Origin of the sequence: Sphingomonas sp. Leaf198, from assembly GCF_001424005.1 — a bacterium.
Classification (GTDB): domain Bacteria; phylum Pseudomonadota; class Alphaproteobacteria; order Sphingomonadales; family Sphingomonadaceae; genus Sphingomonas.
In genome coordinates this window covers 257,502-282,827 of the sequence record NZ_LMPX01000004.1, presented here as the reverse complement: position 1 = coordinate 282,827, position 25,326 = coordinate 257,502, and the positions used below count along the sequence as shown (strand labels likewise).

Genomic DNA, 25,326 nt, shown 5'->3' with positions numbered 1-25,326 from the left:
GCGGTACGAACGTTTCGATCCTCCCCCGCCAGGGGGAGGTGGCGCCGAAGGCGACGGAGGGGGAGGACCACGCAACCGCGGTTACCTTTTCCTCCCCCTCCGTCTGGCAAGCGCCAGCCACCTCCCCCTGGCGGGGGAGGATCGAGAGTTCGCTCAGTACCGTCCCCAGGTGAATTTCGAGGACAGCGCGTAGTTCCACACCGCGCCGACCAGCACGCCGATCAGCGCCGATGCCGCCCACGCCCCGTCACGCATCTCGTACAGGAACGCGGCAATGCCGACATTGGCGATCGCGCCGACCGAGCAGATCACCGCGAACGATACCCAGCCGTCGACCAGTTGCCGCCACCCCTTCAGACGCCGATCGCGATAGGTCAGCGCATTGTTGAGGAAAAAGTTGAAGGTCAGTGCGGCCAAGGTCGCGACGATCTCGCCGACGAGGAAATTCGCACCGAACCCGACGAACAACGCGGTCAGCACCGCCATGTGGATGCCGACGCCGAACACGCCGATCGCCGAGAACATCGCGAACCGCACCGGCACGACCCGCCCGAACATCCGGTCGTAGATCGCGATCAGATATTCCATCGCGACGACGTGATCGAGCTTGCTCTCGCCCTCGGTGCGGCAGCGGAAGGTGTAGGGTACCTCGACGAAACGCAGCGGCATCGGCGACGCGGTAAGCAGGTCGAGCAGGATCTTGAAGCCGATCGCCGACAGCGACGGTGCGAGGCGGCGGACGATGTCGGTGCGGATCATGAAGAAGCCGCTCATCGGATCGTTGAGGTCGCACTTCAGCACGCGGCGCGACAGCTTGGTGGCGAGCGCCGACTTGGCGACACGGTCGCTGTCCCACGTGCCGGTGCCGCCGCCGCTGACGAAGCGCGAGCCGATCGCCACATCGGTCTCGCCGACCTTCAACAGGTCGAGCATCGCCGGCAACAGCGTCTCGTCGTGCTGGAGATCGCCGTCGATCACCGCGACGATCGGGGCGGCTGTGGCGCACATCCCCTCGATGCAGGCCGACGACAGCCCCCGGCGGCCGATCCGCTGGATCACGCGGACGCGCTTGTCGAGCCGGGCGATCTCGCGCGCGGCATCCGCCGTACCGTCGGGACTGTCGTCATCGACGAAGATCGCCTCCCAGTTGCGCCCGGCCAGCGCCTGGTCGAGCTTGGCGATCAACGTCGGAACGTTGGCCTTCTCGTTGAACGTCGGGATGACGATCGCAAGTTCGAGAAGGTCGGCGATCACCGGGTCAGCCGAGTTCGGCGAGAACGGCGTCGCCCATCGCAGAGGTCGAGAGCGTGCCGCCGAGATCGGGCGTGCGCGCGCCCTTCAGGATCGCGGCGGCGACCGCGGCCTCGATCCGGTCGGCGGCGTCTGGCAGGTCGAGCGAGTGGCGCAACATCATCGCCGCGGACAGGATCGCGGCGCAGGGATTGGCCTTGCCCTGCCCGGCGATGTCCGGCGCGCTACCGTGGATCGGCTCGTACATACCCTTGTTCGAGTCGTTGAGCGCGGCGGACGGCAGCATGCCGATCGAGCCCGCGCACATCGACGCTTCGTCCGAAAGGATGTCGCCGAACAAATTGCCAGTGACGATCACGTCGAACTGCCCCGGATTACGCACCAGCTGCATCGCCGCATTGTCAACGTACATGTGGCTGAGCGCGACGTCGGGATAGTCGGCCGACACTTCGATCACGACGTCGCGCCAGAGCTGCGAGGTCTCCAGCACGTTGGCCTTGTCGACCGAGAGCAGCTTGCCCTTCCGGGTGCGCGCGGTCTCGAAGCCGACGCGGGCGATGCGCACGATCTCGGTCTCGTCGTAGCGCATCTCGTCATGGCCTTCGCGAAGGCCATCGGCGGTCGTGCGGATGCCCTTCGCGCCGAAATACACGTCGCCGGTCAGCTCGCGGACGATCACCATGTCGATCGAGCGGGCGATCTCGGGACGGAGCGCGGACGCATCCTCAAGACCCGCGAACAGCTTGGCAGGGCGAAGGTTGGCGAACAGGCCGAGTTCTTTGCGCAGGCCGAGAATGGCCTGTTCGGGGCGAAACTGGCGTTCGAGCGCATCGCAGTCTGGATCGCCGACCGCACCGAACAGGATCGCGTCGGCGCGACGGGCGAGGTCGAGCGTCTCGGGCGGCAGCGGATGACCCGCGGCCTTGTACGCGGCGCCGCCGACGAGGCCTTCTTCGTAGGTGAGGTCGAGACCGAGCGTATCGAGCACCCGCCGCGCTTCCGCGGTGACTTCGGGTCCGATGCCGTCGCCGGCCAGTATCGCAATCAAAGGCATGTGCGTTCCTCCTGCGCGGGCCTTGCCGGGCGAGGCGCGCTCACGCAACCGCCCTTTTGAGTCGATCGACCAGCCGGTCGCGCGCCGCCAACGGGTCGGCGCGACGGTCGACGAGGATGTCGCGCGCGAGGAAATGGCCGGTCAGCCGCAGCCCGTCGAAGATGTCGGACCACTCAGCCTCACCCCCGGCCTTGAGGAAGGGCGGCAATCTCAGCAGCTTGGCCTCATAGCCGAACGCCGCCCCACGCGAGACCGCCGCGCCGCTTTTGGGGCTGACGAAGCCGAGATCGTCCTCGATGCCGCTGGCAACGCACCGATCCAGATCGAGGCCGAAACCAAGTTCGGCGAGCAGCAGCAATTCGTATCGGACCAGCGCCGCCGCCCAGCCGCGCGCGGACGGCGCCGCCTCGATCGCGCCGAGCACCCCCTCCAGCGCATCGTGGATGTGCGGATAGGGCTGCGCTTCGGGCAGCGCGGCGGCGGTGAGCGCGGTGGCCCATTCGAGCGCGCCCGCGGCGAGCGGCTCGCCGTGCATCTGCGCGCGACTGTGGATCAGTTCGGCGGTCAGCGAGGCGAGTTGCTCGCCGGTGCGTGCGCGCCACTCGCCCTGGATGACGTTCGCCTGGAGCAGCACCGGGCGCATGGCTCGCGACCGTCCACCGCGGACATAGCCGGGCTGGACACCATCGTTCCGGGTGAGCGCCCGCACGATCGCGCCATGCTCGCCATGTTGGCGGACGGCGACGACGATGGCGGCTGCGCGGAGGTGCATGGGGTGTTCTTAGCCTCTCCTGCGGTGCGTGGGAGGCCTCTTGTTCCGCCTGCCCCGTCATCCTGACGAAAGTCAGGATCCAGAGTAACGATTGCCACCCTGCGGGGCTCTGGATCCTGACTTTCGTCAGGATGACGGTGGTGGGTCTTTAGAACGGTGGTGGGTCGTTAGAAGAGTGCGGTCCAAGGCGTAGATGACGAGAAACTAGTCCGACCCTAGCGTCGGATGTTCTGCGCGAGCTTGGCTAGGGCGGGATGGGTCGCCGCGCGCTTTGCCGAGGCTATCGCACTATCGAACCCCCGCAGCGCCGCCACCGTCACGCGGTTCGCCAGCGTCGGCCGCAACAGGAGCACATCTATGCACGCCGTCCCCGCGGTCGAGAATTGGCGTTTGTGCTGTCCTTCGCCCTCGGTGAAATCGAACCGCGCAAACCGCCTCTCGATGAACAGCTCGCGCATCGCCTCGACCTGCAAGACCGCCCCCGGCGACAGGTCGTTATGCGCCGGATCATGCCCGACATAGGTATAGCACAGCGACTCGCCGTCGGCCGTGCAGCACAGATAGGCGGCCGGGGTGTCCGCGATAAACATGAGCCAGGCGCGCAATCCGTCCTGCGCCGCGAGCAACTCGAGATGGCGCACCGAAGCCGCATCGTCGGGCAGCCCCGAACCCAGCAGCCTCTCTTGATAGGTCGTCGCCGACACGGCGCGCGCGAGCGGATGGAACTCGGCGAACGCCGCGGCATCATGATAGCGGCGGATGTCGAGCAGGCCGCCGTTCGCCACCGCCAGCTTCTTCGCCTTGCGCTTGATCCCCGATCTTGCGCTGCCGGACAGACCAGCCAGCCACGCCGCCTCGCCCGCCGCAAGATCGACATGATACCGCACGTATCGCTGCCGGACGAACGCGAGCAGGCCGCGGCTATCGAGACCGGCAAGCATCGGTTCGGGCAACGACGTCACCATATATCCGTCGGCATCGTCGGGCAGCGGCGGCAGGACCAGCCTTGTCGCTGCCGCCGCCGGCGCCAGCACGGCTTCGAGCGAGAACGCCACGCGCACCAGCCGTCGCGGGATCGTCGCCAGAGTCCGCGCACCAACCTGAAACTTAAGCGCGATACGCGGCGTCATCCCCGACGCATCGATCCCGGTCGCTCCTCGACCCAGTTCGACCAGAGCTGTTCGGCCTGCCGCCAGCGCGTGCGGAGCGCATCCGGACCGAGCGGGAGGTCGGCGCGCCCCAGCGCCAGAGTCGGGCGATCGGCGAAGTGCATGGTGGGCAGGACTTCGCGCATCTCCGACAAGGTGCCGCACAGCGCCTGGAAACGCCGGACATGGACCGCATTCGGCCGCGTGCCGCGCCGGTTGGCGAGTTCGAAGCCGTGGCTGACGATCGTCACCGCCGAATGCCCCGCCACCGCCGCATGCTCCAGCGCGTCGTAACTTTCACCAGCCGACAGTGCGCAGAGCTGGAACGTCCGCACCCGCCCACGGACATCCTCGATCACGGTCACCGGGACTTCGACGATGCAGCGTTCGCCGCTGCCGGTTTCGTCCTCCACGCACCACGCGACCGGCGCGATCTGTTCCGCCGCCAGCGAAATCCGGCTCGTCTTCGGCGCTTCCGACCCGTTATGGCTGCTGTCATAGCTGAAACCGAGCATCGCCAACGCGGTCAGCGTATCGTCGTTCGCGGCGTAGCTTCCGGCGCGAAAGGCGATCGGCTTGGGCGCGCCGGCGTCGATCAGCAGATCTCTCGCCTGACCGAGAAGGTCGAGCTGTTCGGTCAGGCTGTAGTCGAACAGTTCGAAGCGCGCATGCGCGGCCCCGCGATCGCCCGCCTTGGCGCCGGTCCAGTTGGGGTGAATGTGAAGCTGAACCTCCTGCCCCGCCTCGAGAATCGTCTCGATCATCCGGCGGACCGGCGCCATCCCGAAGGTGATCGCGGGCATCGGATCGACGAAGAAACAGGCTTTCAGATCGTGCCGAGCCAGCTCGGCAAGCTGATAGCCGAGCCCGACCCCCGCGGGTTCGAGCGACTTCGCGTAGATCGCCTCGCAGTCCAGACCCGCCGCGTGATGCCGCCAGGCGAACTCGGTATCGACGGTGAGGAAAACGGATGTCGTCACTGCCGCAGCCTGTAACACTTCATGATGAAGATTAGGTTTAGCCCGGTCGAGCGGCGCCCGATCCTCAACTGAGGTCAGCGCGAATGGTAGAAATCGTAGACCTGTTGCGCGACCCCAGCCGAGACGCCCGGCGCCTGCTGGAGGTCCTGGAGGCTCGCGTTGCGCACGGCACGACCGGTGCCGAAGTGCATCAGCAGCGCCTTCTTCCGTGCGGGACCGATGCCGGGCACTTCGTCGAGCGGGCTGGCGCCGATCGCCTTGCTGCGCTTGTCGCGGTGGACGCCGATCGCGAACCGGTGGACCTCGTCGCGAAGACGCTGGAGGTAGAACAGGACCGGCGCGTTGACGGGGAGCTGGAACTCGCGACCGTCGAGCATGTGGAACACCTCACGGCCATCGCGACCGTGTTCGGGGCCCTTGGCGATCCCGACCAGGCACACGTCCTCGACGCCGATCTCCTCGAGCGCGGCCTTGACCGTATTGAGTTGTCCCTTGCCGCCGTCGATCAGGACCAAATCCGGCCAGTCGCCCGAATCGCGATCGGGGTCCTCGGCCTGCGCGCGCGAAAACCGCCGCGTGAAGACTTCGCGCATCATCGCGAAATCGTCGCCCGGCGCGGTATCCTTGTTCTTGATGTTGAACTTTCGATACTGGCCTTTGCGGAACCCCTCGGGACCCGCGACGACCATCGCGCCGGTCGCGGCGGTGCCCTGGATGTGGCTGTTGTCGTAGATCTCGATGCGTTCTGGCGGCTCGGCGAGGTCGAACAGGTCGGCGACTTCGCGCAGGAGTTTCGCCTGCGTGGTCGATTCGGCCTGGCGGCGCTCGATCGCCTCGATCGCGTTGCGCTTGGCCTGGTCCATCAGGCGGCGGCGATCGCCGCGCTGCGGGACCTGCAACGCAATCTTGTAGCCGGCGCGCTCGCCTAGCGCTTCGGCCAGCAGTGCGCCTTCCGTCAGTTCGCGGTCGAGCAGGATCTGCTTGGGGGGCGGGACCTCTTCGTAAAACTGGCCGAGGAAGCTTGTCAGCACCTCGTCCTCGGGGACGTCGTTGGTATGCTGCGGGAAGAAGCTGCGATGACCCCAGTTCTGGCCGCCGCGAATGAAGAACGCCTGGATGCCGATCAGCCCGTCCTTGCACGCCATCGCGAAGATGTCGGCGTCGCCCACGCCCTCCGCGTTGATCGCCTGCGTGCCCTGGATGAAGGTGAGCGCGCGAAGACGATCGCGGAGCAGTGCCGCGAGTTCGAAGTCCATGTTCTCGGCCGCGGCCTGCATCTGCGCGCCGAGCTTGGCCTGCACGCCGGTCGACTTGCCGCCGAGGAACGCCTTCGCATCTTCGGTCAGTTCCCTGTACGCGGCCTCGTCGATCCGGCCGACGCACGGCGCGGAGCAGCGCTTGATCTGATACAACAAGCACGGGCGGTCGCGGGTCTTGAAGAAGCTGTCGGTGCAGCTGCGCAGGAGGAACAGCTTCTGGAGCGCGTTCAGCGTGTTGTTGACCGACCCGGCGCTGGCGAACGGGCCGTAGTAATTGCCCTTCGCCCGGCGCGCGCCGCGGTGTTTCTGGACACGTGGGAAGGCGTGGTCGTCGCGCAGGAGGATGAACGGGAAGCTCTTATCGTCGCGCAGCAGCACGTTGTAGGCGGGGCGGTACCGCTTGATGAGCTGCGATTCGAGCAGCAGCGCCTCGGCCTCGTTATTGGTGGTAACGATCGTCATCGACCGCGTCTGCGACACCATTCGCTGTAGGCGTTTCGTCAGTCGCTCGACCTGGACGTAGTTCGCCACGCGGTTCCGAAGCGCGCGCGCCTTGCCGACGTACAGCACGTCGCCCCGCGCGTCCTGCATGCGGTAGACGCCGGGGCGGATCGGCAGCGTGTCGAGCACGTTGCGGATCGCCGCAACGCCGGCCGCGAGGTCTGGCGCTTCACCACCACCGCGGACGGCGAAAGTCGATTTGTCTTCGTTGAACCGGTCGGGGGAATTGGGGGAGGACATCGCGAAGGAATCTAGGGAGTGCGAGGGGGTTATGCCAGCTTAAGGCAGTGATGTTCACGCAAAGGCGCAAAGGCGCGAAGAGAAAGGAGCAGTTCGTTCACGCGGAGACGCGGAGCCGCGGAGAGAAGATTCGAGCAGTGCGGCGGTCGCTCTCAAACTGCCGAAGGCTTGTATCGGCTTAAAGCTAGCCGGTCCGTCAGCCCCGTGTCCAACACCTCCGCGTCTCCGCGTCTCTGCGTGAACCCACCTTCTCTTCGCGCCTTTGCGCCTTCGCGTGAATCAACCTTCTTCATGCCCTACGGGCAACGAGAGTTAGGTTTGGGCGAAGACCTTGGTGCCGACGATGCCGACGACGGTCAGGGCCATGAAGCAGGCCTGGATGCCGCTGACCTTGTCGCCGAACAGGATGACGCCGCCGATGATGACGCCGATCGCGCCCGCGCCGGTCCAGATTGCGTAGGCGGTGCCGGCGGGGAGGCCGCGCATCGCGAGCGCGAGCAGGCCCATGTTGACGAAGCTGAGGATGATCGGGACGGTGGAGGCCTGCCACGTGGCGACGGTGGCCGCCCATTTCAGGCTGAGCGCCCAGCAGATTTCGGTGACGACGGCGACCGCCAGGATGAGCCAGGACATAGGTATTCTCCAACGGGCTCAGATTGGAGACTCGGCCGCCGGAAACCCGGGAAGAGACGGCCGTCAATAATGATGGTCGTGGGAGGGGCGTGCCCTCACCTTCCCCCTGCTTCGCAGCGGGCCCCTTCCTCTCCCCAAGGGGAGAGGAGCAGGATTAGTTCAGGCGGCTGAGACCGGAGATCGAGCGGTCGACCATCATTCGGTCGGCGGCGGCGTCGTGATGCTCGGCGATGAGGATGCCGGCAGCCTTGGCCGCGGCATCGGCGGCCCGCGCACGGACTTCGGCGATCGCGGCGCGCTCGGCGGCGGCGATCTTGTCCTCGGCCATCTTCGCGCGGCGGGTCATGAGGTCTTCGGCGCCAGCCTTGGCCTTGGCGATGATCGCCGCGGCTTCGTGGTGCGCATGGGCCTTCATCGCCTCAGCCTCGACGTGCGCGGTCTTGGCCTTCGCCTCGTATTCGCTGCGGATCGCTTCGGCTTCGGCACGAAGCGCCTTGGCTTCGTCGAGCTGCGTGCGGATGCCGGCGATGCGCGTATCGAGCATCTTGCCGATCATGCCTGGAACCTTCTTCCAGATCATCAGCAGAATGACGACGATCATCGCCACCGCGACCCAGCCGGTCGAGGTCAGGCCGAGCGCGGTCGGATCGGGCACATGCTCGACGCCGCCGGGCGCGGTCGTGTGACCCTGGAGGCCCTGGTTGTCGATCGCACCTTCGGGCGCCATGCCCTCTTCGTGGATGACCTTTGCGGCCGAATCTGGATTAGCCATGCGCCGTCGTCCTGCGTACCGCGTCGGTCGCCGCGTCCAGGCTGACCTGGAGGCCGGCGACCTTGGCGGCCAATTGCTGTGCTGCTTCGGCCGCTACGCCCTGCAAGTTCGAGAGTGCCTCGGCCTTTGCGTTCGCGACCGCCAGATCGTGATGACCCAGACGCTCGGCGAGTTCGGCATCGGCCGCATGGACCTGCTGCTCGAACGCGGTCGCCGCACGCTTGGCTGCTGCCGCGGTCTCGGCCTGCGCCGCAACGCGGGCCGCGTCCATTTCGGCCTGCCAGTTCGCCTGGACCGTATCGGCCTGCGTACGGGCAGCGACCGCCGCCGCCAGATCGCCTGCGATCTTGCCTTCGCGCGAGTCCACGTTGGACACGATCTTCGGCACCATTCCCTTGCCGATCCCGAAATACAGGATGCCGAAGGTGAGGAGCAGCCAGAAGATCTGCGAAGCGTAGGTGGCGGCTATCTGGGCAATCTGGGGCATTGGTCTGTCCTGCGTTAATCCGGCCGGGCGCGGTTGCCCGGCCAAATCAGCGAGTGGTTAGGCGACGAACACCAGGATGATCATGGTGACGAATGCGAGCAGACCCAGAAGCTCGGCTGCTGCGAAACCGATGAACAGACGGCCCTGCTGGCTGTCGGCTGCGCCCGGGTTGCGCAGAGCGCCGGCGAGGAACTGAGCGAACACGTTGCCCACGCCGAGTGCCGCGAGGCCCATGCCGATCGCTGCGAGGCCGGCGCCGATCATCTTTGCTGCGTTGACGTCCATGATAAATTCCCTTTGAAAATCAGTTAGGTAAATAGAAAACTTAGTGAAGGTTTACGGCGTCGTTCAGATATACCGACGTCAGCAACGCGAACACATATGCCTGGATCGCGGCAACCAGCAGCTCGAGCAGCGTGATGCCGATCATCAGCAGCATGCTCGGCGCGCTCACCAGGCCGATATACATCCCGCCGAGGTTCAGGCCGTTGATCACGAACGCGGCCAGCACCTTGAGCAGGATATGCCCCGCGGTCATCGCCACGAACAGTCGCAGACCGAGCGAGAACGGACGCACCAGGAACGACATCAGCTCGACCACGAAGATCAGCGGGATCATCAGTGCGGGCGTACCGCTCGGCACGAACAGCGAGAAGAAGTGAAAGCCGTGCTTGCCGAAGCCAACGAGCAACACGATCGCAAAGCTGATCAGCGCCAGCACGCCGGTGACGGTCATGTGGCTGGTCACGGTGAACGGGTGCACGCCGGGGACGATGCCGAACGGCAGGAGCCCGATGATGTTCGCGAACAGGATGAACATGAACAGCGAGAAGACGTACGGCACGAAGCGCTTGCCGCCGGGGCCGACATTCTGCTCGAGCATGCCCGAGATAAAGCCGGTGAAGCCCTCGACCGCCATCTGCCAGCGACCGGGCACGAGCTCGCGCTTCATGCCACCGATCATGAACGCCCAAAGCGCGACCAGCGTCACCACCATCCACAATGCGGAGTTGGTGAACGACAGGTCATAGCCACCAACGATCCAGTGCGAGCCGAACGCCGGCTCGATCAGGAACTGGTGCATCGGATCGATCTTGCCGCCCTGTTCTGCCGCCACGTGGAATCCCTGCCGTCTTGATACGACAAACGCCCGGTTACTCCGGGCGTTCGCCTGAAATTCGAATGATCTGCCTGAACGCGACCGCTATCCCGAGGAACAGCAGCACGATCAGCCCCCAAGGGCCAGTGCCGAACCAATGGTCTATCAACCACCCGATCAGCGCACTGCCGACAAGACTCCCGATGAGAGCGGAAATGACGCGATTGCCTTGCGAGTAACCCCGCTCGGCATCCGCCCCCTTCTGCCCCTTTGCGAGCGTTTCCCGATGCTGCGCCTCTCGCAATCGCTCATCGAGCGCGGAAAGTCGCGGATCTTCAACACCCTGGGGGTCCTGTCCGGGTTCGATCTCCGCCACGCACATTCCTCCACCTGATTACGCATCGGGGAGGAAGCAAGCAGCGACGAGCGATCCCGCCAAGGCGCGGTCCGTTTAGAAAAGGGGGGGGTGCAAGTCAACCGGTGTGACACGGGCGTCATTAATGGGAGGACGGATGGGATTTGCCGCGACGGCTCCGGTTAGATGGAAGCCGACTTCTTCCCCCCTCCCTGGAAGGGAGGGGCCGGGGGTGGGTCGGCCGGTTGGCTGGCGTCACGGATCCCAAGCAGCCTACCCACCCCCAGCCCCTCCCTTGTCAGGGAGGGGAGCACTTCAGCTCAAACGCAGCGCGAATCGCGTTCGGGGGCGCCGGCGGTGCGGGTCTTCCAGACACCGTTGGGCGTCTTGTACTTCTCGCCGGGGTTAGTCTGCAGGATCAGGTTGCAGCCGCTCGTGAACGCAAGCTGCTCGACCGTCGCGCCGCTCGCTTGCGCCTTCGCCGTGTAAGCCGACTTGCGCTGGATATTGATGTTGTTGACCAGCGCACGCAGGTCGCCGCTCGCCGCACCGACCAGGCCGAGATAGCCGTCGGGCTGCTCGCCGACCTCGCCACCCGCACGCGCCGCCGCGTAAGCCGGATCGCGCTGCGCCGACGCCGCTACCGAAAGGCCGCCGAGAACCGCGGCTGCGGCAATCATGGCAATGACCTTCTTCATATCAAAATATCCCCGGATTCTGCTGGATCAACGATTTCGCCTCGCCATCGAGGCGATAGACCACTTCCTGCGTGACGTTGATGTTGAGGTTGATCTCGATCGGCTTGTCGGGCGCCGACACGTTGATGCAGCCCGGCAAGGCCGCCGTCAGCCCGAAAATCGCGATCGTCCTCGTCATCCTGCGCAAGATCGGCCTTTGCTCCAGCTTCTTCAATCCTGTTTCGGTCATGGCACGATCCTGCTTGCGGGAGGCTGAATGGTTGGAAGTTTGGGCGTTGGGTTGGGCGGCGGCGGCGCGGCCTGCTGTTGCAACAACGCCGGCAGGTTGCGCTGGATCAGCCGCTTCGGGTCGTAAAAGCTCTGCGCCGAGTCGAGCAGCCCGCGGAACGGCGCCTTGATCCGGATATTGAACACAAACGGCAGCTTTTGCAGGCGGCGGACGATGAAGTTCGACTTCGCCCCCTCACCCTGGCTGATCCCGGCAAAGCGCACGTCGGTGACCATCTCGCCCGCGAGCGGCCCGTTCATGCCGACGCGCAACGACTGATACCGCAGCGACTTCAGCGCCTGGAACGCGATGTTCGCCCACATGCCGAGATCCTTCTGGCTGAGATCGCCGACATAGGCGAGCGTGCCGCCGCCTTTGCGCACCTGCAGATCGCCGCCTTCGATCCGGCCGCCCGTTTCGTCGAAGATCATCGGCAGCACGCCGTCGAAGATCCCGGTCGCATCGAGATTCTTGAAATCGAACTGTTGCAGGAACTGGTCGGCGGCCATGTTGACGACGTGGAACGTCATCCGCCGCTCTTTCGGCGCGGAAAAATCGAGCAGCGTCGGGTCGAGCGTCAGCGATCCGCCCGCGAACGGCCACGACCCGCCCTCGACCTGCACGCGCGCGCCGGGCAGCGTCTGGTAACGGACCGTGCCGTCGGTGACCGGGATGCCGGGGTTGAGCGTGCGGATAGTCGCCACCTGCCCCGGCGCGCTCTGGAGGTTGAGCAGGTCGGTGAAGCGGATCTCGGTGGCGATTCCCGTGACCGGGCCGAACGCAGCGGCGAGATCGGTGCCGGCGGTGCGGAACACGCCCGTGCTGGTCACGCCGTCGGGGTTCCAGGCGATATGCCCCTCGCCGCTGACCGATCCGTTGACGTCGGCGATCACGCCGAAGGTCAACGGGGTCAGCGCGTCGGGTTGCAGCCTGTCCTTGGCGAACGCGATCGCGGGTACGGCGAGGTCGGCCTTGCCTGCGCCGGCACCCAGAGCGTGGGTCAGCGTAACGTCGGCGACCTTGGTGTTGGTGGTCGGTTCGAACAGCGTGCCCGCCGCGGTGATCGTGCCATTGACGAGCGCCAGCGTAACGCTGCGGGCAGCAAGCGGCTTGAAGCGCGGGGTCGGCGCGGCATCGGATACCCCCATCGCGCCGGTGAGGTTGAGCGCGCCTTTGACGAGCGTCCAGTCGCCGGCGGCTTCGCCGAGCAGCAGTGGCACGTTGGCAATCTGTCCCGAGCCACCCGTGAACGCGCCCGTCACGCCCTGACCGGTAATGCGGCCCGTGACGGTGGCGAAATCGAGTCGCGTGACACGTTCCGGCGCGCCGATCCGGGTCTGCACGCCGTCTATCGCAAAGCCGCGATCCGCCAGCCGCACGGTCGCTCCCGCGGTCGCAAGCGTGATCGGGGTAGTGCCGAGTCGCCCACCCAGCTTGGCCGCGGCGATCTTCGCGCCGCCGCTGACCCGCGCGCCATTGACCTGCACCAGCGCGCCATCAAGCGTGCACAATGTCAGCCGCGACGGATCGAGCACCAACCCGGATATCGCGAAGCGCTGGACTGCCAAAGGCACACAATCGGTGTTGACGACCAGCCGTCCGCGTCCATCCCACAGCGCCGCAACCGGCATCGACAGACCATCGACCCGGTTGCCGGAACCGCCCGCACCGATCGGTCCCCCGAGCGTGACGCGCGTCGCGATCGAGGTTGCCCCGCCCGGCGTCGCGCTGAAGGTGACGGGCGTCAGCGCCAGTCGCGCGCCGCCCGCCGCATAGGGCGCGATGGTGGCAACGCCGCGGATCGCCGCGCCGGGTTTCGCCTGCGCCAGCGACACGCGCGCCTCGGGCAAACCGCCGCCGCGCATCGCGAGCACCGTATCGAGCCGCACGCCGCCGTTCGGCCAGCCGAACGCGACCCCGCTCCCGCCGCCAAGCGCCACGCGCGCACCACTGGCGGAGGCCAGCGCGAGACGGGACAGAATCGCCTTGCCGCGTCCGCCATCGATCCGCACGCGAAGGTCGGCGTCCGCGGCAAATCCGCGGCTGGCCTTCTGGATCGCCTGTGTCACCGCACTCGCCAACGGCGCGACGGGCGTCCCCGCGGCCGCACCGCCGATGCCCGCTAGCCCCGCGAGTCGCTTCTGCGCCACCGCGGCACCGCTCGCCTGGACGCGCCCGTCGAACGCGATCTGCTTACCGATCCGGTAGGTACCCGCGAACGCCACCCGGCGCGCGCCGCCCTCGGTGGTGCGAACGGTATCGGCGGCGATGTCTGCCTTGCCCCCGGTCGCCGCCGCGGTTCCGGTGAAGTCAATCGTGCCCCCGGCGCCGGCCAAAGTCGCACCCGGCGTCCGTGCCGCGCCAGTCTTGAGCGTCGCCTTGCCCTGCCAGCGATCGAGCGCCGCAGAGAGTCCGACGTCCAGATCGGCCACGATCCGCTCCGCCTGCGTCGTCCCGCAGGCGAACCGCGACACGCGCACCGGCCCCGTGATCGTCGGTTTCGCCGCATCGATCCGCAACTTCATCGTCGCCGCGAGCCGGTTGATCACGCACCCGCCGACATCGAGCCGCTCACTGATCGCTGCCAACGACCCGCGAAACCCGTCGTCGAGCTTGCCGGAGCCTGCCAGCTTCAACCCGACGATCCCCTGCGGCGTCTCCAACCGCATCCGCCCATCGGCAACCGACACGTCGAGCGCGGGCAACGCGAACGGCTTCCCCGATGGCGCCGGCAGCAGTTTGTCGATCGCGCCGAGCGAGACCTTGCCGTCCACCAGTCGCCCGCGCAGCCGGACCTTCCCCGCGCGTACGCCCTCCAGATACGGCCCCGACAAGCCGACGCCGGTCCGCGTCTCGACCCAGTCGGCGACCAGATCGGGATGCGCCGGATCGCCGATCACGACGTTCGTCAGACGCTGTCCGCCCAGCGCAAGGTCGGCGATGTCGTAGCGCGCAGGCACGCCCGCCTTGGCGAGTTCGCGGTCGATGAACCCCTCGGCGATCGGCTTCCGTACCAGCCACAGCACGACCAGCGCGGCGATCAGCAGCAACGCGATCCCCAGCGCGACGCGGCGAGCAGTCGCAGGACGGCGAGGATGGGCCCCGGGGTCGGCCCCCGTCTCGCTCGTCTCGGTCACCCACTCACTCCGCTACGCTTTCGCGGCCTGCATAGGCGGGAGCGAGGGCGTCATGCAATTGCCCAGGGATGTGCTAGCATCGCAAAATGGCCGATCCGGACGAAGACGCTGACGTCCGGGGGGACGATCTGAAGGGACATCGTGGTCGCCTCCGCAAACGCCTGTTCGAAGGCGGCGGCGACGCGCTGCTTGACCACGAACTCATCGAATACCTGCTCGCGATCGCCATCCCCCGCGGCGACACCAAGGCGCTCGCCAAGGCGCTGATGCGCGAGTTCGGCGGGATCGGCGGCGTGCTGACCGCGGATGCCGAGGCGCTCGGCCGGGTTAAGGGCATGGGCGAGATCTCGACCGCGGCGATCAAGATCGCGCATGCCGCCGCGATCCGCCTGCTGCAATCGCACGTCAGCGATAGGCCGGTGCTCGCCAACTGGCGGGCGCTGCTCGACTATCTTCGCGCGGACATGGCGCACCACGCGATCGAGCGCTTTCGCGTGCTCCATCTCAACACCAAGAACATGCTGATTCGCGACGAGGTGATGAGCAAGGGCTCGATCGACCAGGCCGCGGTGTATGTGCGGGAGGTGATCCGGCGCGCGATCGACCTCGGCTCCGCGTCGATCATCCTCGTTCACAATCACCCGAGCGGCGACCCCTCCCCCAGCCGCGCCGACATCGACATCACGCGGACGATTGCCGAGGCAGGCAAACGGCTCGGCATCACCGTCCACGACCATATCGTGATGGGCACCGGCGGCCATGTCAGCCTGCGCGCGCAGGGGTTGATCTGACGCAACTAGATAAGCGTGTAAGTTCCTTCAAAGTCCGGGCCGTTTCGCGCGCGCCTTCGTTGTCTCATCGAAGGAATTGCATGTGGACAACAAGTTACACGACGAAGCCTCGACCGTAACCGCGGAACACGGTCAGGTTCTGGTCGATGGGCCGGACGGCGTCGCGGTATCGCTGACGCCCGATGCCGCCGTCGAGACCTCCGATCGTCTGCTGGATGCCGCGGTCGAAGCGCAAGGCCAGATCCTGATCGAGGCGCAGGCCGAAAAGGAACGCGCGGCTCGCAAATCGAGTTGATCGGCAGGCCTGTCTTGCGGCCTTGGCGGATCAGGGATTGTTGAAAGTCGCCCCCTGATCCGCTGTATCGATCAGCCTTGCGTCAGGAAACTGGTCACTTCGGTTTTAGTCAGCGACTTGTTCTTGTCGGTATCGGCCTGCGCGAAGGCGGCGGAGACCCATTTCTTGGTCTCGGGCGCATCTGGCTTGGTCGAGGGATCGGTCTTGGTCTTCAGCGCGACCATCCAGCCAGCGAATTCCGCCGCGCTGAGCTTGCCGTCGCCGTTCTTGTCATAGGTCGGGAACTCGGTGTCGACGACCTGGGCGACCTGACTCCCCGTCGCCGGCTGCTCGCGTGCGGCGGACTGCATCGGCACCGGGTCGGTCGGCGTACCGGACTGCGGAGTCGCCATCGGATCAGACTGCGCCGCCTGCGCAGCAACACCGCCACCGGACGCGGGCGCTTGTGGGGATGTTGCAGCGGTATGCGCCAATACGGGTGCAGCAAGCATCACCGCGCCAGCCAGGATAGCATATTTCAACATTGCGTCTCTCCGGTACTGTTCTACGCATCTACTAAGTCGTTCGACGACCGAGCCTTATATATACTCCGCACCGCGAACCACTCACCAACCTTATACGCGCACGATCGCCGGCTTGCTACGCAGCGAGGGGTATTTGAACCTTTTCCTGCGTCCTGCTACCGCGTTTTCAGCCTGCATCGGCGAGGCCTCGTAACGGGGACCGCCACCGCAGCATCGCTTTCACGCCCGATATCAGCACCGAGGAAACCCGATGGTCCCCCGCTATTCCCGCCCCGACATGGTCGCGATCTGGACGCCCGAAGCGCGCTTCAAGATCTGGTTCGAGATCGAGGCGCACGCCACCGACGCACTCGCCGAACTCGGCGTAGTCCCCAAGGACGCCGCCGCCGCGATCTGGGAAAAGGGTGCGTTCGAAGTCGACCGGATCGACGAGATCGAGCGCGAGACCAAGCACGACGTCATCGCCTTCCTGACCAACGTCGCCGAGCATGTCGGGCCGGAAGCGCGCTTCATGCACCAGGGCATGACCTCGTCCGATGTGCTCGACACGTGCCTCGCGGTGCAGCTGGCCAAGGCGAGCGATATCCTGATCGCTGATCTCGACGCGTTGCTGGTGGTGCTCGAACGCCGCGCGCGCGAGCACAAGATGACGCCGACGATCGGCCGCAGCCACGGCATCCACGCAGAACCCGTGACGTTCGGGCTGAAGCTGGCGCAGGCGCACGCCGAGTTCGCGCGCAACCGCGCACGGCTGGTGGCGGCGCGCGAGGATGTCGCGACGTGTGCGATCTCGGGCGCGGTGGGGACGTTCGCGAACATCGATCCGTTCGTGGAAGAGTATGTCGCGGGCAAACTCGGGCTGTCGGTCGAGCCGGTCTCGACGCAGGTGATCCCGCGCGATCGCCATGCGATGTTCTTTGCGACCTTGGGCGTGATCGCCAGCTCGATCGAGCGGCTCGCGACCGAAGTGCGCCATCTGCAGCGTACCGAAGTGCTCGAGGCGGAGGAGTTCTTCTCGCCCGGCCAGAAGGGTTCGTCGGCGATGCCGCACAAGCGCAACCCTGTGCTGACCGAGAACCTCACCGGCCTCGCGCGGATGGTCCGCGGGTATGTGACGCCGGCGATGGAGAACGTTGCGCTCTGGCATGAGCGCGATATCTCGCACTCGTCGGTCGAGCGCTACATCGGCCCGGATGCGACGATCACGCTCGACTTCGCGCTCGCGCGGCTGACCGGGGTGATGGACAAGCTGGTCGTGTACCCCGAGCGGATGTTGAAGAACCTCAACAAGATGGGCGGCCTCGTCCATTCGCAGCGCGTGCTGCTGGCGCTGACTCAGGCGGGTGTGAGCCGTGAGGACGCGTATCGGCTGGTCCAGCGCAATGCGATGAAGGTGTGGGATTCGGACGGCGCGCTGTCGCTGCTCGAACTGCTGAAGGCGGATCCGGAAGTGACGCTGAGCGATGTCGAACTGGAGGACAAGTTCGACCTTGGCTATCACCTGAAGCACGTCGACACGATCTTCACCCGGGTGTTCGGCGCGGCCTGATTCCCCTCGTCATCCTGACGAAAGTCAGGTTCCAGAGTAACGAAACACCGTCCTGCTTGGCTCTGGATCCTGACTTTCGTCAGGATGACGGATGAAGCTGGACGGTAACCGATCCGCGCCAAAGTGCACGCAACGCAATTGCGATTACGTGTTACAAAATTGCGACAACGCGCAACTAAGCCCATATGCCGCTTGCCGGATATTGTTCCGGCATCGGAGACCTACCCATGCGCATGTTCGAAACCGTGACCAGCACCATGCTGGCGATCGCGGCTCAAGCGCTGGTGGTCGGGGTGGTCATTACCGCCTTCTGATCCATCGGCCCGCCCGCCCCCTTCCAAGGGGGCGCGGCTAGGCCGGCAGTTTCAAGACCCGCGCATAATTACCGCTTGCGCAGATAGCGCGCGGCGAACTCTTCGTCGGACATCATTAGGTAGCGGATCATGTCGATCAGCGCCCAGGGCGCGCTGATGACCAGACCGATCACCGTGATGGTGAGCACCAGCATGACAATTCCCGAGCCGGTCCGGCCGAGATAGAAGCGGTGGATGCCCAGCGTGCCGATCACGAACGCCATCACCGCCGCGACGTATTTGTTGCGATCGTTGGTCGGGAGTGTCTCGGGCGGCACGGCGCGCCTCGGGCCCGGCGCAGTCGGCATCGGGAAGACGCTGAGCGCGCGATCGTTGGCAGCCTCGAAATCGACTTCCAGACCGATTGCGGGTTCGCCGCGATGCGCCCAATCCTCGCGAGCGAACCGGTAACGTTGTCCGTCCTGTCCTGCGACGAGCCCTTCGCCCGTGCGGGGATCGACGCCTAAAACCTGTCCGCGCATATCATTCCTCGGTGTTCGGGATTCATTTTGGCGGATGATGCGGATGAGGCAAGCCCGAACTCATTCCCCACGTCAGGCGGCGAGCGCGGTTTGACGCCAATGTCTGTCTTCGTCGTTGTCTGCATTCGTCGATCGCGTTTTCCGCGAGCGGATCGCGCGCTTGTGCGCTTTTGCAGCCGGGCGGCGAGTGAATACGCTGAGTTGGCGGGTCATGAAGCTCCGGAAACGCAAGCTGGATGCTGCAGCGGCCAGCGCCATGAGAATGTCGACATAGGCTGAAATTTCGAACGTCGTGATCCAGATCGCGACATCGGGGGCGGCCAGCGTGAGCAGCCTGATACCGTCGCCTTCGCCGACGAGCGTGACCATCGCGGCGGTCAACATGAGCAGGAACATGACGGCAGCATCGCCCCGCGTGCACCGTGCCAACCGCGCCGCAGGCCTATCGATCAGCGCTTGGCGCAGTGCCTTGCCGATCGGCGTCTGGGGGGCGGTGGCCATGACCAGCCAACAGGTGATCGCGGTGAAAAGACATGCCAGCATTGCGCCCCCCTTTAGTTCAGTATCCTAGTCTAACTTATTCCCCCGCGAACACGCCCTTCAGCTTGGCGAAGAAGCCTTGGCTGGCCGGGCATTCGTCGCCTGTTTCCGTCTCGCGGAACATCTCGAGTAGTTCCTTCTGGCGGTTGCTGAGACGCGTGGGGGTTTCGACGTCGATCTGGACGACGAGGTCGCCGTGGCCGCGGCCTTGCAGGACGGGCATGCCGGCGCCGCGTTGGCGGAGTTGCTTGCCCGACTGGATGCCGGCGGGGATCTTCACCTCGTGCGTGCGACCGTCGAGGCCGGGGATCGAGAGCGATCCACCCAACGACGCGACCGTGAAGCTGATCGGTGCGCGCGCGAACAAGGTCGTGCCTTCGCGCTCGAACAGATTGTGCTTGGTCACGTGGAGGAAGATGTAGAGATCGCCGGACGGTGCGCCACGGGCGCCCGCCTCGCCTTCGCCCGACATGCGGATCCGCGTGCCTTCGTCGACGCCGGGGGGGACGTTGATCGACAGCGTCTTGGTCTTCTCGACGCGACCTTCGCCGCGGCAATCCGGGCATGGGTCGGCGATGACTTCGCCCGCGCCGTTGCAGACCGGGCAGGCACGCTCGACCACGAAGAAGCCCTGCTGCGCACGGACTTTCCCATGCCCGCCGCAATGCTGGCAGGTCTTCGCGCGCGTCCCGGCCTTGGCGCCCGACCCGTCGCAGGTGTCGCAGAGCGCGGAGACGTCGATCGTGATCTCGGTCGTCTTGCCATGGAACGCTTCCTCCAGGCTGACTTCCATGTCGTAGCGCAGGTCCGCACCGCGTCGTGCCGCAGACCGGCCACCGCCGCGCTGTGCGCCGCCCATGAACTCGCCGAAGACGCTTTCGAAGATGTCGCTGAAGCCGCCGAAATCCTGCGCGCCGCCACCGTGACCACCGCCGCCGCCGTTCTGGAACGCGGCATGGCCGAATCGATCATAGGCCGCGCGCTTCTGCGGGTCCTTGAGGCACTCGTACGCCTCGCTGACCGCCTTGAACTGCGCTTCGGAATCCTTGCAGCCGGCGTTCTTGTCCGGGTGATATTTCATCGCGAGCTTGCGGTAGGACGACTTGATCGTCCCCGCATCCGCGGTCCGCTCGCATTCGAGCAGTTCGTAATAATCTGTCTGGGTACTCATGATCTCAAGCCCTCTCCCCTCCGGGGAGAGGGTTGGGAGAGGGGCGCCACACGCGGCCCCTCTCGGTACTGCCCCTCACCCCGACCCTCTCCCCGACGGGGAGAGGGGGACGTCGGTTACGCCTTCGGGTTGTCGTCGACTTCCGAGAACTCGGCGTCGACGACGTCGTCGTCCTTCTTCGCCGCGTCACCGTCGGCCGACGGCGATGCGTCCGCCTGGGCCTGCTTCTCGTAGATCGCCTGGCCAAGCTTCATCGCGACCTGAGCGAGCGCGGTGCTCTTCTCGGTCATCGCGTCCGCATCGCCGCTCTCGACCGCAGCCTTGGTCGCGTCGATCGCAGCCTGGATCTCGGTCTTCAGCGACTCGTCGACCTTGTCGCCGTTATCCGCCAGCTGACGCTCGGTGGTGTGGACCAGCGACTCGGCGTTGTTCTTCGCCTCGGCGCCCGCACGACGCTTCTTGTCCTCCTCGGCGAAGGTCTCCGCGTCGCGGACCATCTGGTCGATGTCGTTGTCCGACAGGCCGCCGCTAGCCTGGATGCGGATCTGCTGCTCCTTGCCGGTGCCCTTGTCCTTGGCCGAAACGCTGACGAGGCCATTGGCATCGATGTCGAACGTGACCTCGATCTGCGGCACACCGCGCGGTGCGGGCGGGATGCCGACGAGATCGAAATTGCCGAGCATCTTGTTGTCGGCGGCCATCTCGCGCTCGCCCTGGAACACGCGGATCGTCACCGCGCCCTGGTTGTCGTCGGCGGTCGAATAGGTCTGCGACTTCTTGGTCGGGATCGTCGTGTTGCGATCGATCATCCGGGTGAACACGCCACCCAGCGTCTCGATGCCGAGCGAAAGCGGCGTCACGTCGAGCAGCAGCACGTCCTTGACGTCGCCCTGCAGCACGCCGGCCTGGATCGCGGCGCCCATCGCGACGACCTCGTCCGGGTTGACGCCGGTGTGCGGCTCCTTCCCGAAGAACTGCTTCACGACTTCACGCACGCGCGGCATGCGGGTCATGCCGCCGACCAGCACGACTTCGGAAATGTCCTCGGGCTTCAGGCCGCCATCGGCAAGCGCCTTGCGGCAAGGCTCGAGCGTACGCTTGACCAGGTCCTCGACCATCCGCTCCAGGTCGGCGCGGGTGATCGACTTCACCAGATGCTTCGGGCCGTTCTGGTCCGCGGTGATGAAGGGCAGGTTGACCTCGGTCGACTGCGCCGAGCTGAGCTCGATCTTCGCCTTCTCGGCGGCTTCCTTCAGACGCTGCAGCGCCAGCTTGTCCTTGGCGAGGTCGATGCCCTCGGCCTTCTTGAACTCGTCGGCGAGATACTGGACGATCTTGTTGTCGAAATCCTCACCACCCAGGAACGTGTCGCCGTTGGTGGCCTTCACCTCGAACACGCCGTCGCCGATCTCGAGCACCGAGATGTCGAACGTGCCGCCGCCGAGATCGTAGACCGCGATCGTCTTGCCGTCCTGCTTGTCGAGGCCGTAAGCCAGCGCCGCCGCAGTCGGCTCGTTGATGATGCGCAACACTTCGAGGCCAGCGATCTGGCCGGCGTCCTTGGTCGCCTGACGCTGGGCATCGTTGAAGTACGCGGGAACGGTGATGACCGCCTGCGTGACCGTCTCGCCGAGATACGACTCGGCGGTTTCCTTCATCTTCTGCAGCGTGAACGCCGAAATCTGCGACGGCGAGTAATCCTTGCCGCCGGCCGAGACCCAAGCGTCGCCATTCGGCCCACGCGAGATCTTGTACGGGACCAGCTCGGTGTCCTTCTTGGTGATCGGATCGTCGAAGCGACGGCCGATCAGGCGCTTCACCGCAAAGATGGTGTTGTCGCCGTTCGTCACTGCCTGGCGCTTGGCCGGCTGGCCGACCAGTCGCTCGCCGTCCTTGGCGAACGCGACGATCGACGGCGTGGTGCGCGCGCCCTCGGAATTCTCGATGACCTTGGGCTTGCCGCCTTCCATGACGGAAACGCAGCTGTTGGTCGTGCCGAGATCGATACCGATTACTTTAGCCATGAGTTCTGATTAGCCCCTCACTTGAAACGAAAATACGAAATCCGCTCCACCCCGTTTCGGAGGCGGAACCTTTCTGATGATGGGCGCGATATAGGTGGCCTCGCGCTTGCCGCAAGATTGTACCGGTCATAGGATGCACAAGAGGCAACCCCCGGGGAAAGTTAACCTATGCGTATCGTTTTCGGACTGGGTGTTGCCGCTATGGCACTGGCGTCGTGTTCGCAGCCGAAGGAACTCGCCGTGGACGGGGCCTGGGTGCGGCTTGGCGCGGTGACGGGCCGACCGGCGGCGGCGTATTTCACGGTGCATGGCGGGCCGGTTCCGACGACGCTGATCTCTGCCACCACCGACGTCGCGATCAAGTCGGAGATGCACGAGACGATGGACAAGGGCGGCCTGTCGACGATGACGCCGCTGACCCGCGTGGAGATTCCGGCGAACACGGACGTAGCGTTCGCGCCGGGTGGGCGGCATGTGATGCTGTTCAACATGAATTCCGGGATCAAGCCTGCCGATCGCGTGATGCTGACGTTCGCGTTCGCAGACGGGACGCGGATCTTGAACAACGCGACCGTGGTCGCGGCGGGGACCCCGGCGGGTAAGTGACCCGAGTGGGTTCAAGGCGCGGGCTTACCGAGGGGGAGACGGCGCTCGCGGCATCGGTGTTCGGGGGTGCGATCGATTACTCTTCGGTAAGTCTGGCGCGCAGCAAATGGGCGTTCTTTCAGCCGCGCGATACGGTGATGGCGCCCCGCGGCTGCATCCACTTCCACCCCAAGGGCGACCTCTGGTGCGACGACTTCGCGCACGCGAACCTGACGTTGCAGGGGCTTTTCGTCCACGAGATGACGCATATCTGGCAGCACCAGCGCGGCGTGTTCCTGCCCTTGGCGCGGCATCCCTGGTGTCGGTACGACTACGCGTTCCGGCCGGGCGTGGCGCTGCACCGCTACGGTATCGAGCAACAGGGCGAGATCGTGCGGCATGCCTTCCTGCTGCGTGCGGGCGCGAAGGTGGCGGGCGCACCGCCGCTCGCGCAATACGAGACGGTGCTGCCCTTCACGCCTGCGCGTAACCTCAAACCCGCCCGTCATCCTGACGAAAGTCAGGATCCAGAGTAACTAAGCGCGACGGCTGCGGCTCTGGATCCTGACTTACGTCAGGATGACGGAGTATTTGATGACGGGCCTAACGTTACAGCCAGCTACGACCATCCGGCCCGGCACACCCGTAAGGCGGCAACTGGCCCGAGAACCGCGCCTGCATCTTGTGGCAGCCCCAAGCGCGCATCGGCCCCGGTGCATAGCCGTTCAACGCGATGCCGACCTCGTCATACGGGCTCGAACCGCGCGCGACGTACATGTACCAACGCCCGCCGAACATCACCGCGGCGGCGATGAGCACGACACAAACGACCTGGATGATTTTCTGCATTGGGAACCCCTTTTGTAAATAAGGGCGCCCCGTTGCAGCCAACATGGATCAATTTCAACCACCGATCTGGTATATCGAGACCACCCGATCGGCAGAAATGCGCCGTTTACAGCGCGTCGAAATCGATAGGTCGTGTTCTATCAAGCGCTTGCGGCGCCTCGGGCATCGGATATTTCAAGCCGGTCGCGCAATTGAAAAGAACGACCTTGTCGTCCTCGTCGACCAACCCGGTGTTCAGCGCCTGATGATACGCCGCGAGCGTCGCGCCGCCCTCGGGGCACAGCAGCAGCCCGTCCTGCTTCGCCGCCGCGTCGACCGCCTTCAGGATCGCCGGATCGCCGACCGCGAGCGCCTGCCCTCCGCTCTCGCGTACCGCGCGGAGGATCAGGAAGTCGCCGACCGCCTTCGGCACGCGGATGCCGGCGGCAACGGTGCTGGCGTCTTCCCAGCGCTCGGCATGCTCCTCGCCCGCCTCGAACGCGCGGACGATCGGCGCGCAGCCGCTTGCCTGCACCGCGAACATCTTGGGCCGCTCCGAGCCGATCCAGCCAAGCTTCTCAAGTTCGTCGAACGCCTTCCACATGCCGATCAGCCCGGTGCCGCCACCGGTCGGATAGAAGATCGCATCCGGCAGTTTCCAGCCGAACTGCGCGGCGAGTTCGAGCCCCATCGTCTTCTTGCCCTCGATCCGATAGGGCTCCTTCAACGTCGAGAAATCGAACCAGCGGCCTTCCGCGGCGCCCTTGCCGACGATCGCGCCGCAATCGTCGATCAGGCCGTTGACCCGCCAGACCCGCGCGCCCTGCATCGCGATCTCGCGGACGTTGATCTCGGGCGTGTCGTCGGGGCAGAACACGATCGTCTCGATCCCGCAGCGGGTGGCGTAGGCGGCGAGCGCCGCGCCCGCATTGCCGTTGGTCGGCATCGCGATCTTGGTGACGCCCAGTTCCTTCGCCATCGCGACCGCCATGACGAGGCCACGCGCCTTGAACGAGCCGGTCGGGAGGCGGCCTTCGTCCTTGACCAGTACGTTGGGGCCGCCGGACTTGGTGAGCGGCACCAGCGGCGTCTCGATTTCGCCGAGGCTGACGATGTTGGACGTGTGGCGAACCGGCAGCAGCTCGCGCCAGCGCCACAGGTCGGTCGGCCGCGCCTCGATCGTGTCACGCGAAACCGCGGACCGCACCGCGTCGAGGTCGTAGCGGACGAGCAAAGGCCGCCCGGCGCGCGACAGCCCATGAAGCTGATCCGCCTCATACCGCTCGCCGGTGATCGAGCATTCGAGATGCGTGACGAAGGTCTGGCGATCAGCGGTGAGGTTCTGGTTCATGAACTGACTTTCAAATCCTCCCCTGCAAGGGGAGGGGGACCAGCGCAGCTGGTGGAGGGGGCGTGCCGCGTTCGTAACGCTCGACGTAACAGCGCCCCGGCCGCAGATGGTACGTGGGAGGTGAACCCCCTCCACCACCACGCAAGCGCGTGGCGGTCCCCCTCCCCGTTCCGGGGAGG

28 protein-coding genes are annotated in these 25,326 nt (G+C 65.7%); 6 read left to right on the top strand and 22 right to left on the bottom strand.

Annotated elements, in window-relative coordinates; genetic code table 11:
* Positions 1-153: 153 nt before the first annotated feature.
* The 15 genes from ASG20_RS16665 to ASG20_RS16595 all read right to left on the bottom strand — a co-directional run bounded on the left by ASG20_RS16665 (position 154) and on the right by ASG20_RS16595 (position 14,654).
* The gene (locus ASG20_RS16665; RefSeq protein ID WP_056056032.1) at positions 154-1,251 is read right to left on the bottom strand and encodes a glycosyltransferase family 2 protein; all 1,098 of its coding nucleotides are present in this window, start codon (positions 1,249-1,251) and stop codon (positions 154-156) included.
* Positions 1,252-1,258: 7 nt separating this feature from the next.
* Entirely contained in the window at positions 1,259-2,305 is a 1,047-nt protein-coding gene (gene leuB, locus ASG20_RS16660; protein WP_056055427.1) for a 3-isopropylmalate dehydrogenase, read from the bottom strand.
* A 40-nt stretch (positions 2,306-2,345) separates the two neighbouring features.
* Complete coding sequence (gene recO, locus ASG20_RS16655; protein WP_056055425.1) at positions 2,346-3,077, bottom strand: DNA repair protein RecO; 732 nt, start codon at positions 3,075-3,077, stop codon at positions 2,346-2,348.
* A gap of 215 nt (positions 3,078-3,292) precedes the next feature.
* Complete coding sequence (locus ASG20_RS16650; RefSeq protein ID WP_082471029.1) at positions 3,293-4,207, bottom strand: GNAT family N-acetyltransferase; 915 nt, start codon at positions 4,205-4,207, stop codon at positions 3,293-3,295.
* Positions 4,204-5,205, bottom strand: a complete 1,002-nt coding sequence (locus tag ASG20_RS16645) for a hypothetical protein (RefSeq protein WP_056055422.1) — start codon at positions 5,203-5,205, stop codon at positions 4,204-4,206. The genes ASG20_RS16650 and ASG20_RS16645 overlap by 4 nt, the downstream gene beginning before the upstream one ends.
* A gap of 74 nt (positions 5,206-5,279) precedes the next feature.
* A complete protein-coding gene (gene uvrC / locus ASG20_RS16640; RefSeq protein WP_056055419.1) occupies positions 5,280-7,205 on the bottom strand; it encodes an excinuclease ABC subunit UvrC in 1,926 nt (641 codons plus the stop codon).
* A 312-nt stretch (positions 7,206-7,517) separates the two neighbouring features.
* Complete coding sequence (locus ASG20_RS16635; RefSeq protein ID WP_056055416.1) at positions 7,518-7,838, bottom strand: DMT family transporter; 321 nt, start codon at positions 7,836-7,838, stop codon at positions 7,518-7,520.
* 154 nt (positions 7,839-7,992) lie between these two features.
* Positions 7,993-8,565 (bottom strand): F0F1 ATP synthase subunit B family protein, encoded by a 573-nt coding sequence (locus ASG20_RS16630; protein ID WP_056055413.1) that lies wholly within the window; start codon positions 8,563-8,565, stop codon positions 7,993-7,995.
* Positions 8,566-8,602: 37 nt separating this feature from the next.
* Positions 8,603-9,097, bottom strand: coding sequence for a F0F1 ATP synthase subunit B family protein (locus ASG20_RS16625; protein WP_056055411.1), 495 nt, complete (start codon positions 9,095-9,097; stop codon positions 8,603-8,605).
* Between the two features lie 57 nt (positions 9,098-9,154).
* Positions 9,155-9,382, bottom strand: coding sequence for a F0F1 ATP synthase subunit C (locus ASG20_RS16620; RefSeq protein ID WP_031394300.1), 228 nt, complete (start codon positions 9,380-9,382; stop codon positions 9,155-9,157).
* 40 nt (positions 9,383-9,422) lie between these two features.
* Positions 9,423-10,181, bottom strand: coding sequence for a F0F1 ATP synthase subunit A (locus tag ASG20_RS16615; RefSeq protein WP_056056028.1), 759 nt, complete (start codon positions 10,179-10,181; stop codon positions 9,423-9,425).
* A gap of 70 nt (positions 10,182-10,251) precedes the next feature.
* Positions 10,252-10,578 (bottom strand): AtpZ/AtpI family protein, encoded by a 327-nt coding sequence (locus ASG20_RS16610; protein WP_056055408.1) that lies wholly within the window; start codon positions 10,576-10,578, stop codon positions 10,252-10,254.
* Between the two features lie 293 nt (positions 10,579-10,871).
* Positions 10,872-11,249, bottom strand: a complete 378-nt coding sequence (locus ASG20_RS16605) for a YdbL family protein (protein WP_056055405.1) — start codon at positions 11,247-11,249, stop codon at positions 10,872-10,874.
* A gap of 1 nt (position 11,250) precedes the next feature.
* Entirely contained in the window at positions 11,251-11,427 is a 177-nt protein-coding gene (locus ASG20_RS16600; protein ID WP_082471058.1) for a YnbE family lipoprotein, read from the bottom strand.
* Between the two features lie 47 nt (positions 11,428-11,474).
* Positions 11,475-14,654: a YdbH domain-containing protein gene (locus ASG20_RS16595; RefSeq protein WP_236698790.1), complete on the bottom strand. Its 3,180-nt coding sequence runs from the start codon at positions 14,652-14,654 to the stop codon at positions 11,475-11,477.
* 86 nt (positions 14,655-14,740) lie between these two features.
* Here ASG20_RS16595 and radC point away from each other — a divergent pair, with 86 nt between their 5' ends.
* Both radC and ASG20_RS16585 read left to right on the top strand, forming a co-directional pair.
* The gene (gene radC, locus ASG20_RS16590) at positions 14,741-15,445 is read left to right on the top strand and encodes a RadC family protein (RefSeq protein ID WP_056055399.1); all 705 of its coding nucleotides are present in this window, start codon (positions 14,741-14,743) and stop codon (positions 15,443-15,445) included.
* 82 nt (positions 15,446-15,527) lie between these two features.
* The gene (locus ASG20_RS16585) at positions 15,528-15,740 is read left to right on the top strand and encodes a hypothetical protein (protein ID WP_056055396.1); all 213 of its coding nucleotides are present in this window, start codon (positions 15,528-15,530) and stop codon (positions 15,738-15,740) included.
* Positions 15,741-15,811: 71 nt separating this feature from the next.
* On the opposite strand, the gene ASG20_RS16580 is transcribed toward ASG20_RS16585, so the two are convergent.
* Positions 15,812-16,264, bottom strand: coding sequence for a calcium-binding protein (locus ASG20_RS16580; protein ID WP_056055394.1), 453 nt, complete (start codon positions 16,262-16,264; stop codon positions 15,812-15,814).
* A gap of 250 nt (positions 16,265-16,514) precedes the next feature.
* Between ASG20_RS16580 and purB the strand changes: the two genes are divergently transcribed.
* A complete protein-coding gene (purB, locus tag ASG20_RS16575) occupies positions 16,515-17,813 on the top strand; it encodes an adenylosuccinate lyase (protein ID WP_082471027.1) in 1,299 nt (432 codons plus the stop codon).
* 185 nt (positions 17,814-17,998) lie between these two features.
* A complete protein-coding gene (locus ASG20_RS20050) occupies positions 17,999-18,127 on the top strand; it encodes a hypothetical protein (RefSeq protein ID WP_268795639.1) in 129 nt (42 codons plus the stop codon).
* 68 nt (positions 18,128-18,195) lie between these two features.
* Here the strand turns inward: ASG20_RS20050 and ASG20_RS16570 are convergent, their stop codons facing one another.
* The 4 genes from ASG20_RS16570 to dnaK all read right to left on the bottom strand — a co-directional run bounded on the left by ASG20_RS16570 (position 18,196) and on the right by dnaK (position 22,383).
* Positions 18,196-18,648, bottom strand: coding sequence for a TM2 domain-containing protein (locus ASG20_RS16570; protein WP_056055389.1), 453 nt, complete (start codon positions 18,646-18,648; stop codon positions 18,196-18,198).
* A 72-nt stretch (positions 18,649-18,720) separates the two neighbouring features.
* The gene (locus tag ASG20_RS16565; protein ID WP_168371639.1) at positions 18,721-19,149 is read right to left on the bottom strand and encodes a hypothetical protein; all 429 of its coding nucleotides are present in this window, start codon (positions 19,147-19,149) and stop codon (positions 18,721-18,723) included.
* 76 nt (positions 19,150-19,225) lie between these two features.
* Positions 19,226-20,359, bottom strand: a complete 1,134-nt coding sequence (dnaJ, locus tag ASG20_RS16560) for a molecular chaperone DnaJ (protein WP_056055383.1) — start codon at positions 20,357-20,359, stop codon at positions 19,226-19,228.
* Positions 20,360-20,475: 116 nt separating this feature from the next.
* Positions 20,476-22,383, bottom strand: a complete 1,908-nt coding sequence (dnaK, locus tag ASG20_RS16555; protein WP_056055380.1) for a molecular chaperone DnaK — start codon at positions 22,381-22,383, stop codon at positions 20,476-20,478.
* A gap of 168 nt (positions 22,384-22,551) precedes the next feature.
* Here dnaK and ASG20_RS16550 point away from each other — a divergent pair, with 168 nt between their 5' ends.
* Together ASG20_RS16550 and ASG20_RS16545 are read left to right on the top strand one after the other, a co-directional pair.
* On the top strand, positions 22,552-22,989 hold the full coding sequence (locus ASG20_RS16550; RefSeq protein WP_056055377.1) for a copper chaperone PCu(A)C: 438 nt from the start codon (positions 22,552-22,554) through the stop codon (positions 22,987-22,989).
* A 5-nt stretch (positions 22,990-22,994) separates the two neighbouring features.
* Entirely contained in the window at positions 22,995-23,504 is a 510-nt protein-coding gene (locus tag ASG20_RS16545; protein ID WP_056055374.1) for a hypothetical protein, read from the top strand.
* A 73-nt stretch (positions 23,505-23,577) separates the two neighbouring features.
* On the opposite strand, the gene ASG20_RS16540 is transcribed toward ASG20_RS16545, so the two are convergent.
* Together ASG20_RS16540 and ASG20_RS16535 are read right to left on the bottom strand one after the other, a co-directional pair.
* Entirely contained in the window at positions 23,578-23,817 is a 240-nt protein-coding gene (locus tag ASG20_RS16540; RefSeq protein WP_056055372.1) for a hypothetical protein, read from the bottom strand.
* 106 nt (positions 23,818-23,923) lie between these two features.
* Positions 23,924-25,147, bottom strand: a complete 1,224-nt coding sequence (locus tag ASG20_RS16535; protein WP_056055369.1) for a threonine synthase — start codon at positions 25,145-25,147, stop codon at positions 23,924-23,926.
* Between the last annotated feature and the right edge of the window lie 179 nt (positions 25,148-25,326).